Source organism: Embleya sp. NPDC005971 (assembly GCF_040629175.1).
Lineage (GTDB): Bacteria > Actinomycetota > Actinomycetes > Streptomycetales > Streptomycetaceae > Embleya.
Genome location: NZ_JBEXUX010000131.1, coordinates 1 through 10988 on the forward strand (window position 1 = coordinate 1; position 10988 = coordinate 10988).

The 10988-nt window shown below is 72.6% G+C and carries 13 protein-coding genes; 4 read left to right on the forward strand and 9 right to left on the reverse strand.

Annotated elements, in window-relative coordinates:
* Positions 1-92 precede the first annotated feature (92 nt).
* Both ABZ374_RS47300 and ABZ374_RS47305 read right to left on the reverse strand, forming a co-directional pair.
* Positions 93-872 carry an SDR family oxidoreductase gene (locus tag ABZ374_RS47300; protein WP_360324695.1) on the reverse strand — a complete coding sequence of 260 codons (780 nt, stop codon included), beginning with the start codon at positions 870-872 and terminating at the stop codon, positions 93-95.
* A gap of 45 nt (positions 873-917) precedes the next feature.
* The gene (locus tag ABZ374_RS47305; RefSeq protein WP_360324698.1) at positions 918-2222 is read right to left on the reverse strand and encodes an MFS transporter; all 1305 of its coding nucleotides are present in this window, start codon (positions 2220-2222) and stop codon (positions 918-920) included.
* 64 nt (positions 2223-2286) lie between these two features.
* Here ABZ374_RS47305 and ABZ374_RS47310 point away from each other — a divergent pair, with 64 nt between their 5' ends.
* Positions 2287-2691, forward strand: coding sequence for a MerR family transcriptional regulator (locus ABZ374_RS47310; protein WP_360324701.1), 405 nt, complete (start codon positions 2287-2289; stop codon positions 2689-2691).
* Between the two features lie 84 nt (positions 2692-2775).
* On the forward strand, positions 2776-3420 hold the full coding sequence (locus ABZ374_RS47315; RefSeq protein WP_360324704.1) for a LysE family translocator: 645 nt from the start codon (positions 2776-2778) through the stop codon (positions 3418-3420).
* Between the two features lie 54 nt (positions 3421-3474).
* Here the strand turns inward: ABZ374_RS47315 and ABZ374_RS47320 are convergent, their stop codons facing one another.
* The 4 genes from ABZ374_RS47320 to ABZ374_RS47335 form a co-directional block, all read right to left on the reverse strand.
* Positions 3475-3834, reverse strand: a complete 360-nt coding sequence (locus ABZ374_RS47320; protein ID WP_360324707.1) for a GNAT family N-acetyltransferase — start codon at positions 3832-3834, stop codon at positions 3475-3477.
* Between the two features lie 171 nt (positions 3835-4005).
* On the reverse strand, positions 4006-4194 hold the full coding sequence (locus ABZ374_RS47325; protein WP_360324710.1) for a hypothetical protein: 189 nt from the start codon (positions 4192-4194) through the stop codon (positions 4006-4008).
* A gap of 116 nt (positions 4195-4310) precedes the next feature.
* Entirely contained in the window at positions 4311-5138 is an 828-nt protein-coding gene (locus ABZ374_RS47330) for an oxidoreductase (protein ID WP_360324713.1), read from the reverse strand.
* A 154-nt stretch (positions 5139-5292) separates the two neighbouring features.
* Positions 5293-5664, reverse strand: a complete 372-nt coding sequence (locus tag ABZ374_RS47335; RefSeq protein ID WP_360324715.1) for an AraC family ligand binding domain-containing protein — start codon at positions 5662-5664, stop codon at positions 5293-5295.
* Positions 5665-5905: 241 nt separating this feature from the next.
* Here ABZ374_RS47335 and ABZ374_RS47340 point away from each other — a divergent pair, with 241 nt between their 5' ends.
* Positions 5906-6349: a heme-binding protein gene (locus ABZ374_RS47340; protein WP_360324718.1), complete on the forward strand. Its 444-nt coding sequence runs from the start codon at positions 5906-5908 to the stop codon at positions 6347-6349.
* A 101-nt stretch (positions 6350-6450) separates the two neighbouring features.
* Here the strand turns inward: ABZ374_RS47340 and ABZ374_RS47345 are convergent, their stop codons facing one another.
* A complete protein-coding gene (locus ABZ374_RS47345) occupies positions 6451-7572 on the reverse strand; it encodes a hypothetical protein (protein ID WP_360324721.1) in 1122 nt (373 codons plus the stop codon).
* Between the two features lie 166 nt (positions 7573-7738).
* On the opposite strand from ABZ374_RS47345, the gene ABZ374_RS47350 reads away from it, so the two are divergent.
* A complete protein-coding gene (locus ABZ374_RS47350; RefSeq protein WP_360324723.1) occupies positions 7739-8905 on the forward strand; it encodes a pyridoxal phosphate-dependent aminotransferase in 1167 nt (388 codons plus the stop codon).
* A gap of 69 nt (positions 8906-8974) precedes the next feature.
* Here ABZ374_RS47350 and ABZ374_RS47355 read toward each other — a convergent pair whose 3' ends face one another.
* Positions 8975-9583, reverse strand: coding sequence for a hypothetical protein (locus ABZ374_RS47355; protein ID WP_360324726.1), 609 nt, complete (start codon positions 9581-9583; stop codon positions 8975-8977).
* A gap of 31 nt (positions 9584-9614) precedes the next feature.
* A complete protein-coding gene (locus ABZ374_RS47360; protein ID WP_360324728.1) occupies positions 9615-10199 on the reverse strand; it encodes a hypothetical protein in 585 nt (194 codons plus the stop codon).
* Positions 10200-10988 lie beyond the last annotated feature (789 nt).

Genomic DNA, 10988 nt, shown 5'->3' on the forward strand with positions numbered 1-10988 from the left:
GTCGAACGCGACTTCACCGAGATTCGGGCCGATCTCGAAGCCGTGATCATCGACGAGATCAGGGCGCCTCGGATCCGACCCGGCCGGTACGGTCAGTGCACCGACAATCCGCCGTCGACGAAGATCGATTGGCCGGTCACGTACGCCGATCCGGCGCCCGCCAGGAAGACCGCCGCGGCCTCGAAGTCCTCGGCCAGACCGTTGCGTCCGACCATGGTGCGTGCGGCCAGCGAGGCGACCTTCTCCGGATCGGCGGACAGTCGCGCGTTGAGCGGGGTCAGCACGAACCCGGGCACGAGCGTGTTGGCGGTCACCCCGTGCGGCGACCACGCCTCGGCCTGGGAGCGGGCCAGCGACTCCAGCCCGCCCTTGGACACGCCGTAGGCGCCGCTCTGCACGAACGCGCGATGCGCCTGCTGCGACGAGACGTGGATGATCCGCCCGTAGCCGCGCTCGGCCATGCCGGGCCCGAAGCGCTGCCCCAGCAGGAAGGGCGCCTCCAGGTTCACCGCCATCGTGGTGTCCCAGACGTCGTCCCCGAGTTCGCTCATCGGCGGGCGCAGGTTGATCCCCGCCGAGTTGACCAGGATGTCCGGCTCGCCGAACACCTCGGCCGCCGCCTCGGCCGCGGCACGCACCCCGGCACGGCTGCCCAGGTCACCGCTCACCCAGGCCGCCTTGGCCCCCTGGGCGGTCAACTCCTCGACACTGGCGATCAGTTCGGCCTCGCGTCGGGCCACGACCACCACGCTCGCCCCCGCGCGGGCCAGGGCTCCGGCGATGGCACGGCCGATACCGGAGCTTCCGCCGGTCACCACGGCGACCCGGCCCTCCAGCGAGAACAGTTCCGAGAGGTATGCCTGCGAGCTCATGACTTCAGCCTAGTACCGGAAGCGATCCTGCCGCCCGAGCCGGGTTCACGGCCGATCCCCCGCGCCGACCGCCCCCGCGCCCGCCGGTGCGTCCGCACCCGCCGACACAGCCGCGTCCGCGCGCCCGCGCCCGGCCGGGAAGCCGTGGGCCCGGGCCGCGAGGACCACCGCGAGGACCGGAACCAGCAGGACCAGCACGCTCCACGGGAAGGAACCGGCACCGATCAGGTCCAGCAGGAGCGCACCGACCACACCGCCGCCGGCCATCGCCGCGTTCCACAGCGTGACGAGCATCGCCTGTGCCGCGTCCGCCTCGTCCCCGCCCGCGTCGCCGACGGCGGTCTGCAGCAGGGTGGGCGCGCCGCCCCAGCCCAGTCCCCACAACACGACCGCGACGTAGACCGGGACGTGACTGTCCGAGAAGGCCGCGAGGATCGTGGCCGCCGCGGCGAACAGCAGCGTGGCCGCGATGGTCAACTCGCGCAACCGCCGGTGGATCGCGACGCCCACGACCCAGATGCTCAGCAGCGAGGCGCCACCGAAGACCAGCAGCACCACGTCGGTGGAGCCGCCCATGTCCAGCCGGTCCAGGTAGGTGGCGATGTAGGTGTAGAGGATGGTGTGGGCCAGCACGAACACCAGGGTGACGAACAGGACCGGCGCCACCCCCGGGATGGCCAGAGTGTGCAGCAGCGGGGTTCGCCCGCCCGGGCGTTGCCCGGGGTGGTCCGGCACGATCGCGACGATCCAGGCGATCAGCACCAGCGCGAGCCCGGTCATCACCGCGAACGAGATCCGCCAGCCGAACTCGTCGCCGAGGAAGGTCCCGGCGGGTACGCCGAGCGACAGCGCGATCGGGATGCCCGCCATCACGATCGCGATCGCCTTGCCCTGGAGGTGGGCGGGCGCCATCCGGCGGGCGTAGCCGGCCAGCAGCGCCCAGGCCACACCCGCGGCCACGCCGGCGACGAAGCGGGCCACCATGGTCAGCGGGTAGTTGCCGGAGACGGCGGTGACCGTGTTGGCCGCCGCGAAGCCGGCCATCGCGGTCAACAGGAGGCGTTTGCGGCGCCAACCGGCGGTCGCCGCCGACAGGGGAATCGCGGTGAGCGCGGTACCGATCGCGTAGATCGTCACCGACTGCCCCATCGCGGACTCGCCGACCCCCAGGTCGGAGCTCATCGCGGGCAGCACTCCCGCCGGCAGGGTCTCGGTCAGGCTGGTCACGAAGACCGCCGTGGCCAACGCCAACAGCGCTGCCAGCGGCAGTTTTCGGTCGTCGATCGGGGTGTGGGCAGGTGCCGAGGTCGGGGTGTGGGCGGGTGCCGAGGTCGGGCTTTGCTTCGTCATGCTGCGTATGCTCGAACCATCACATTGATGTGAGGGTCAAGCGACGAGACATGAGGTGGGTCACATGCGCATCGGCGAGTTGTCCGAACGCACCGGAACGCCACGCCGGTTGTTGCGCTACTACGAGGAGCAGAGCCTGATCGTCGCAAGCCGCTCCCCCAATGGCTATCGCGACTACGACGAGTTCTGTGTCGACCGGGTCCTGCAGATCCGGGGCCTGCTCGACGCCGGACTGCCGACCCGGATCATCAAACAGATCCTGCCCTGCCTCGACAAGCCGCGCATCATCCATTTCCCGGACGCGACACCGGAGATGATCGCGACGCTGGAGCACGAACGTGACCGGATGACCGAACGCGTGGACTGCCTGATCCGCAACCGGGACGCGATCGCCGAGTATCTGGACGCGGTACGCGGCGGCATTCCCCCAACCGCCGACCACACCCTCGCCTCGACCGGCGCGAACTGACCCGACCGGGCCGCCGGGTGCACACCGGTTCACCCGGGGCAAATCGGTGGCATCGCGACCCGACACAGGTCCAGGATGCGGGGCATGACGCATACCCTTTTGGCGTTCCTGGGCGCCTGCACGCTCATCGCGGCGAGTCCCGGGCCGAGCTCGGTCCTGATCATCCGACATTCGCTGCAGAGCCGGCGCGCCGGCTTCCTGGCGGTGCTCGGCAACGAAACCGGGGTCTTCATCTGGGGACTCGCCGCGGCCTTCGGGCTGACCGGCCTGCTGGCCGCCTCCCAACTCGCCTACGACATCATGCGCATCGTCGGCGCCGTCGTGCTGATCGGCTTCGGCGTCCAGGCCATCCGCGCGGCCCGCCGCGACGGCCTGACCGGATTCGCCGAGGCCGCGGCCGACGGCAAGGCGGCGGGAGCGCCCGAACCGGGCAGCGGTCGACGCGCCTATCGCGCCGCGCTGACCCTGAACCTGGCCAACCCGAAGGCCGCCGTCTTCGCGATGTCCTTCCTCCCCCAGTTCGTCCCGCACGGCGCGCCGCAACTGCCCACGATGGTCGCCCTGGCCGCGATCTGGGCGGTGTACGAAATCGGGTACTACAGCCTGTACGTGTGGTTCGTCGGTCGGATGCGCACGGTGCTCGGCCGCGCCAAGGTCCGCCGCCGGTTGGAGCAGACGTCCGGCGGGGTCATGGTGGCGCTGGGCATCCGGATGGCCGTGGAGTCCTGAGCCGCCGCGGCGTCCCCGCCGGGCCGCGGGCGCACCGGGGTCGAGGCCCGGTGGTCAAAGCCCGAACGCGTCGCGCCGATCCTCCGGCACCAGGTCGGCGTACTCCGGGTGCTTGGCGATCCAGTCCCTGACGAACGAGCAGTAGGGCAACACCGCGAGGCCCCGCTCCCGGACCCCCTCCAGCGCCGCGCGCACGAGTCGACCGCCCAGACCCCGACCGCCGAACCTCGGGTCGATCTCGGTGTGCGTGAAGGCGACCTCGTCGCCGCTGACGAAGTACTCGGCGAATCCGGCGAGTTCGGTCGCCCGCAGCGGCGGGGCGACCGGGCCCGTCGAGGTACCGGGAGCGGCCTCGACGGTGGTGAATATCTCGTAGCGGGACTGCGCCGGGTTGTCGGCCACACGCGTTTCCATACCGCTGCCTCCTGGGTCACGATCGGGACTTGCGGCCCGGGCAATGTCGTCCACGCGCACGCCCTTCGACCATGCCGATCGCCGCGCTCGCGCGTCCCACCGTATCCGGCGCCGACGACCTCCGACTCGGCCCCGCACCCGACCACCCGGCGACCCCGAGCAGCCGCAGGGTCACTCGGGCTCGTCGTCGACGTACACCTTGGTGCCGTCCGCGTAGACCTTGCACACCCGTCCGGTCTCGTCGGTGCCGATCGACGGCAACCCGGCCGCGTGCAACTCGGCGATGGCGTCCCGGACGCCCTGGGCCGCCAACTCGTCGAACCGCTCCGGGCCGATCTCGTCCCGCAAGGATCCCGTCATCGACACTCCTCGTAAGCTTCGCGCGCGCCTCGCGGGTCACCGGGTGGCGCCGGCACACCAAGACTGCCAGGCCGCCCCCCGCCCCGACACCCTCCGGCCGGATCCCGGGCGCCGGCCTACGCGTCGAAGTCGGTCGCGCGGGACACCTTCTCCCACGTGTGGATCTCGTCCCGCACCGTGGCGAGGTGGGTGAGCACCGCGTCCACCGCGTCCGCGCCCAGTGGCAGCCGCAGCGGGACGGCCTCGGCGCCGAGCGCGGCCAGGATCGCGGCGGCGGCCTTGGCCGGATCGCCGGGTTGTTGCCCGTCGCCCGCGCCGACCATGCGTCGGGTGTGGCCGACGGTGTCGGCGTACGCGGCGAGTTCGGCACTGGCACCGGCGGCGCCCATCAAACCGGTCCGGAACGCGCCCGGCTCGACCACCAGCACCTTGATGCCGAACGGCCGCACCTCGTCGGCCAGTGCCTCGGACATGCCCTCCAGGGCGAACTTGGTGCCGCTGTAGGCCGAGAAGCCCGCGAACGACATCTGTCCGCCCATGCTGCTGAACTGCACGATCGCACCGGTCCGCCGGGCCCGCATGTGCGGCAGCACGGCCCGCACCAGCGCCGCCGGCCCGAAGACGTGCACCTCGAACAGGGCGCGCAGCTCAGCGTCGGTGGTCTCCTCCAGCGCGCCCACGTGGGTGCGCCCGGCGTTGTTGACCAGGACGTCGATCCGGCCGTGTCGGGCGACCAGTTCGCGCACCGCGGTGTCGATCCCGACCGCGTCGGTCACGTCCAGTCGGACCGCCTCGATCCGGTCCGGATGCGCGGCCACCAGATCGGCCAACGTCTCGGGCCGGCGCGCCGCGGCCACCACGGTGTCGCCGGCGGCCACGGCCGCCTCGGTGACGGCCCGTCCGAAGCCGCTGTTCGCGCCGGTGACCAACCAGATCCTGCTCATCGTGTGCTTCCCCTCGTGATCGTCCCCGCCGGCCGGGGCGTGGTCGGCGTTCCCGTGCCATCACCCTGTCCCGCAGACCGCCGCCCGGTCCAAGACCGGCGGTGATAGCCGATGGTTATCGACGAGAGGGCAACGCACGGTCGGGGGCGCCGGGTCACGCGGGGCCGACGACCACCGTGCGGTCGGTGGCACCGGAGCGCACCTCGAACACGGTGAAGCCGTGCGGCCCGGCCAATACCTGATGCACGCAGCCGGACGGGATGAACACGACGTCGCCCACCCCCAGGTGCACCCCGCGCGCCAACCCCTCGCCGGAGAAGACGTCGCAACTTCCCGCGGTGAGCAGCACGACGGTCTCCTCGCCGTCGTGGTGGTGCACCGCGGTCCGCTCGCCGGGTCCGAGCGTGGCGAAGAAACCGCACAGGCGCCCGGCGCCCACGGTCGCGGCGGATACACGTTCGCTGATCCGGACGCCCTGGGCACCGACGAGGTCGGCGCCGGGGGGCACGAGCACGGCTTGGTTCACGGGTTCACGGTCGGCCATGGGTTCAGGGTCGACGCCGAATCGACGCCGGAAACGCGGGTGCCGCCGAACCCCGCCGAATGGTCGAATCCGGCCCCGCCGTCCGTGCCTGCGAATCCCCGGCGGCCGCGGCCCTTTCCCGATCACGCTCGCGCCGGCACCCTTGGGGCGGCCCGGGACGGGTGTCCTCGGGCCGCGGCGCGGTGCGATCGCGTCCGCGCGGCCCGACGACACGGGAGCGACGATGGCGAACGGGAACCGGGTCGTGCCGAGCCACGAGGTGGCCGCGAGCGCGGCCCGGACGATCGTGCGGGACGTGGTGGCCGCGGCGGCGGCGGCCGGCCGCGCGGTGAGCGTCGCGGTGGTGGACGGCGCCGGCGTACCGGTCGCCTTCGAACGCATGGACGGCGCACTGCGGTTCAGCGCGGATCTGGCCGCGGCCAAGGCCCGCACCGCCGCCGCGTTCGGGCGGGCCACCGCGACCATGGAGGAACTCCTGGGTGACCGGCCGGTGTTCGCACAGAGCTTCGTCCAGCACGGGAGTTGGTACCTGGGCCGCGGCGGCCATCCGCTCCTGGTCGACGGCCGGCCGGTGGGCGGGGTCGGGGTCAGCGGGGACGCGGCCGAGTACGAGGACGAACTCGCCCGTGCCGCAGCCGAGTCCTTCGCCGCCGACGCGGGCGGCTGACCCGGCGCCGGCCCGCGGCGCCGGATGATCCCGCTTCGCACGCCGGGCACCGGGGTTCCGCTTCGGAGGTCGGGGCCCGGATGATCCCGCTTCGGGGACGGTCACCGCCCGATGCGCTTCTCCACCGCCACCGTCGCCCGCTCCACCCCTCGGGCCACGTCCCGCACCAGCCCGTTGACCCGCAGCAGCACCGCCGAGGCGACCGTGGTCGCCGCCTCCACCAGGTTGCCGGAGGCCACCGCCGTTCCCGCCGCCGCGGCAGCGCCGCGAACCCCGCTGGTCACCGCCGGGAAGGGCAGCGGCAGCGGGCCCACCACCGAACGCAGATCGGACAGCCGCCCGTTCTTCAGCGCCAGCATCGCGTCCTCGCCGGACACGTACGCCTCGCAGTGGCCGTACCCCTTGAGCGCCGCGTGCAAGAACGCGGTCGTGTACACGTTGGTGATCGCGTGTTGTTCGGCGAAGTCGATCCCGGGCCTGCCGTCCCGGGGCAGGCCGGGCAGGTGGATGTCCATGTCGCTCGGGTCCAGGAACTGCACGTGGTTGCCGCCGCTGATCTCCACGTACGCCTTGTAGCCCTGCGGCACCAGATCCAGGTAGTGCACACCCGATCCGGGGGAGATCCGGTCGTTCTGCCCGGACACGATCAGCGTCGGCGCGGCCACCCGGGCGACGTCGAGGTCGATCCGCGCGTACAGGTCGGGTTCCTTGACGTTGCGGCCGGGGGCCAGGCCCACCACCGCGCGGATGCGCTTGTCCCGGGCCGCCGCGACCAGTGCGCCGGCCCCGCCCAGGGACACCCCGAGCGCGGCGAACGCGTCCTGCCTGATCAGGCCGCGCAGCGGGTTGAACCGGTCGTCGTCGATGTCGATCAGCTTGTCGATGGCATCGCTGATGGTGTCGGCGTGCACGTGCGGATCGAGCGCGAGGATGTTCTCCGGAAAGTAGCGGAAGACGATGTAGCCGTGCCGCACCACGTAGTCGGTGAACCAGTCGTACATGTTCGAACCGGTCCAGGTCGCCGGCGCGACGACGATGGACGGGTACGAACCCTCGGACTTGTCCGCCGGGGCCAACCAGCCGTCGTGCTCGGCCGGGTAGCTGATCCTGGCGAGGGTGAACCCGGGTCCACCGGTCCAGAACGGGAACTCGATGGTGCCGATGCCGAAGGGTCCCGGCCGGTCCGGTGGTACCGGACTCTCGGGCCCGAGTGTGGTTGCCATGAGGGGAGTCAACCGTCCGCCGACTCGCTTTGGCAGCACGATACTTGGCCAAAGAAACGAGACCCCGATCACAGTCGTGCGGTGGCGCGGACGCGAGGGGGTAAAGCGGCGGAGGGTGCGATACACGCGAAGTAACGATCCTCGACACGGTAGGGATGGAGAACACATGGTCGTGCGCGTCTCCCGGCTCGAACACATTCCCGGCATCGGCGTGGACAAGGTCGGCGACGCCGCCGACGCCGCCCGGGATCCGGATCTGCTGCGGCTGGAGAATCTCGACACCGACCTCCGCCCGCCGGCCGTCGCCCTGACCGCCACCAGGGCCGCGATCGAGGACGACGCGGCGAACAGCTATCTGCCCTTCCACGGGTCGCTCGCCCTGCGCGAGGCCGTCGCGGCGCACGTGGGTCGCCTCGCGGGGCGCGCCTACGACCCGCACACGGAGGTGGTCAACGCCGCCGGTGGACTCAACGGCGTGCTCAACGTGCTGCTCGCCACGGTCGAACCCGGGCGCGAGGTGGTGCTGGCCGACCCGATCTACGCGGGCCTGATCAACCGGGTCCGCCTCGTCGGCGGCGTGCCCCGGTTCGTACGCTGCACCGCGGGCCCGGCCGGCTGGAGCACCGATCCGGAGGAACTCGCCGCCGCGGTCGGCCCGAACACCGCCGCCGTGCTGGTGACGGCCCCGGTGATGCCCACCGGCGCGCTGCTGGATCACACGCACTGGGACGCGCTGGCCCGCGCGGTGGCCGAGCACGACTGTTGGGTGATCTACGACGCGGCGATGGAACGCATCCGGTTCGACGGCACGGCCCCCGACCATCCGGCGGCGCATCCGGGGCTGGCACACCGCACCATCACCTGCGGCGCGGCCTCCAAGGAACTGCGGATGATCGGTTGGCGGGTGGGCTGGGTGGCCGGCCCCGCCGAGATCATGGCCGACGTCAAACTCGTCGGTCTGAGCAACGTGGTCTGCCCGGTGGGCATCGGTCAGGCGGCCGTCGCCGCCGCGCTGTCCGCACCCGACGCGGACGCCGACGTCGCCGCCGCGACCGCGATCTGGCGGGATCGGTGCGCGACCATCCTGGACGCCCTCGCCGACTACCCGTGCATCCGGCCGCACGGCGGCTGGTCGCTGTTGATCGACACCGCCGCGATGGGCCTGGCCCCGGAGTCGGCCGCCGAACGGCTGTTCCGGCTCGGCCGGATCGCGGCCACGCCGATGCACGGCTGGGGCCCGCAGGGCAGTACACATCTGCGTCTGGTCTTCGCCAACGAGCCGGTGCGGCGGCTGAGCGACATCCGCACCCGCTTCGAGGCGGCGTTCGGCTGACCGCGCGGCGCCCGGTCGCATCCCGGCGGGCCCGGGCACCGCGGGGTGCGGGTCCGGCTGCCCGGGGGCTCAGCGCCCGGAGTCTCCCGAGACCAGGCGCAGCCGCACCCGCTCACGCGGAGTCTCGGAGCCGATCTCCTGACGGCCGCCGATGCCCAGGCCACCCGGTGCGTCGTTGAGGAGGCGGCACATCGCCTCCTTGGAGTGGTTGCCCTCGTCGAGCAGTCGGCGGATCAGCGGTTCGTCCTCCGGTCGGTCCGCGCGCTCGGGGTCGGCGATGCCCTCGGACAACCGCTGGACCAGATCGAGCAGCGCGTGGTCCTCGGGGGTCAGGCCACCCGCCCGCCATCCCTGGGCGGCCGGATGGTTGCGGCGCAGCGCCGCGCCGGCGGCCACCGCGCGGGCCGAGTTCGCGTCCCGCAGCACGGCTATCGCCCGCGCGGCCCACGCTCGCGGGCTCTGCCGGCGTCGGTAGTCGAGCCGATGCTCGGGGGGCGCGACGCGGCGTCGGGCACTGCGCACGGCGGCGACGTGTCCACGCATCCGGTCCACCGTCGGGCCGTCGACCCACTCGATGCCCCAGGCCGCGATGGCGTCGACGACGATCCGCACCTCGGTCCCGGCGACCCTGGTCAACTCCCCGTCCAGCCCGACCTCCCGGATCCCGCGATCGCTCATCGCTGCTCCCTCCGATCGCGTGATCACCCGTTCAGCCACCGCTCCGGATCATGCCCATGCCGACGGACCCGGACACAAAATACATCTGCAAGCCGATACGACTGATCAGCTTGTATTTGCGACCCAATAATGGATCCATGGCCGGCAGATGCAAATTCGGGCATTTCATCGCTCCCCAAGCCCGCCCCCAACTCCCGTCCTGTCGTGGCGGGTTCCGCACGCCAACCGGTTCGAGTCGGGCCGGCACGATGTCCGGAGTCTGCCCGCGGGGCAGTGTGGCGCCGCGCTCGTGGGCCACACGGCAGCCTGCCGGGCCAGGCACCGCGGCGAGTCGGTCCACCGACCGGTGCGGGTCCGGGCCGCCCGCGTCGACGATGCCGCGCAACGCCGCACCGAGTCCGAGCGCCTCGGCCGCACCGACCGGATCACCCTCCCATCGCAACACCGCCGCGAGCAACTCGGCCGTCGGCACGACGCCCGCCGGATCGCGGCGGGCCAACGCCCCGGTGGAGGTCATCGGCGACAACTCCCGGGCCCACACCACCGGGTCGACGCCCGACGGCACCGGGTCGACGTCCGTCTCGGCATTCGCGAACAGCGTGGCCGCCGGCCCCACACGACCGTGTCGCCGACCGTCTCGGTGGGCGGCGACGGGCTCGCGGCGAGCGCCTCCAGGCGACCGAGCGTCCGGTCGGCCGCCGGGAACTCGGCGACCCCGCAGCGCAGTTCGGCGCGTCCGCCGAGCACGGGTGGTTCCGGATACCGATGCCCGCGCAGCCGCGCCCGACACTCCGCCTGCGCCAACTCCGCACGCGCGTCCGGCGGGTCGGCCGGCCGTACGCGGCGACGGCCGACTCGTGTTCGCCGCACATCGGGTGCCGCGCAGAGCCCGATTCGGACCGGCGAGCGGTGGCCGCAGGGCGGTGGTCGATGGGCCGGGAAGGGTCGACCGGCGGGTCCGCGTCGACCTCGGGGCGCGATGCCGAGCGGGCGCCGCGACCACCCTCGGTCGCCGGGTCGCGGATTTGTGCGATTGCACGGCGGGGGCACCGTGGAGCGGGACGGCGCGGACGCGCTGACCGTACGGGCGACGCTGACCGGCGAACAGGGTCGGGGGCACCCGGCGCATGTTGCGCACTCGGGTGGTGGCCGCTACGCGGAGGCGTTCGAGGCGCCGGCGCCCGGGCGCACCGGGTCGACGTGCACGCGGTGCGCGCCTGCGGGCACGGAACGATCACCGCGATGGTGTCGGTCGGGGACCGGGCCCGACCGGGGCCGAACGCGAGCGGGCGCCCGACCGGGGATCCGTGCCGAATCGCGTGCGCGCCGCGAATGTTCCACGCGGCCTCGGCCTCGTCCTCCCCGACGAATACCAGGTCGGCGCCGCGGGCCAGATCGAGCAGGA

What these genes read in the sequence shown, in the direction of transcription:
- ABZ374_RS47325 (WP_360324710.1), bottom strand. Translation starts at nt 4,194, where the DNA reads ATGACGGGATCCTTGCGGGACGAGATCGGCCCGGAGCGGTTCGACGAG.
- ABZ374_RS47320 (WP_360324707.1), bottom strand. Translation starts at nt 3,834, where the DNA reads ATGGAAACGCGTGTGGCCGACAACCCGGCGCAGTCCCGCTACGAGATA.
- ABZ374_RS47300 (WP_360324695.1), bottom strand. Translation starts at nt 872, where the DNA reads ATGAGCTCGCAGGCATACCTCTCGGAACTGTTCTCGCTGGAGGGCCGG.
- ABZ374_RS47310 (WP_360324701.1), top strand. Translation starts at nt 2,287, where the DNA reads ATGCGCATCGGCGAGTTGTCCGAACGCACCGGAACGCCACGCCGGTTG.
- ABZ374_RS47350 (WP_360324723.1), top strand. Translation starts at nt 7,739, where the DNA reads ATGGTCGTGCGCGTCTCCCGGCTCGAACACATTCCCGGCATCGGCGTG.
- ABZ374_RS47355 (WP_360324726.1), bottom strand. Translation starts at nt 9,583, where the DNA reads ATGAGCGATCGCGGGATCCGGGAGGTCGGGCTGGACGGGGAGTTGACC.
- ABZ374_RS47305 (WP_360324698.1), bottom strand. Translation starts at nt 2,222, where the DNA reads ATGACGAAGCAAAGCCCGACCTCGGCACCCGCCCACACCCCGACCTCG.
- ABZ374_RS47340 (WP_360324718.1), top strand. Translation starts at nt 5,906, where the DNA reads ATGGCGAACGGGAACCGGGTCGTGCCGAGCCACGAGGTGGCCGCGAGC.
- ABZ374_RS47315 (WP_360324704.1), top strand. Translation starts at nt 2,776, where the DNA reads ATGACGCATACCCTTTTGGCGTTCCTGGGCGCCTGCACGCTCATCGCG.
- ABZ374_RS47330 (WP_360324713.1), bottom strand. Translation starts at nt 5,138, where the DNA reads ATGAGCAGGATCTGGTTGGTCACCGGCGCGAACAGCGGCTTCGGACGG.
- ABZ374_RS47345 (WP_360324721.1), bottom strand. Translation starts at nt 7,572, where the DNA reads ATGGCAACCACACTCGGGCCCGAGAGTCCGGTACCACCGGACCGGCCG.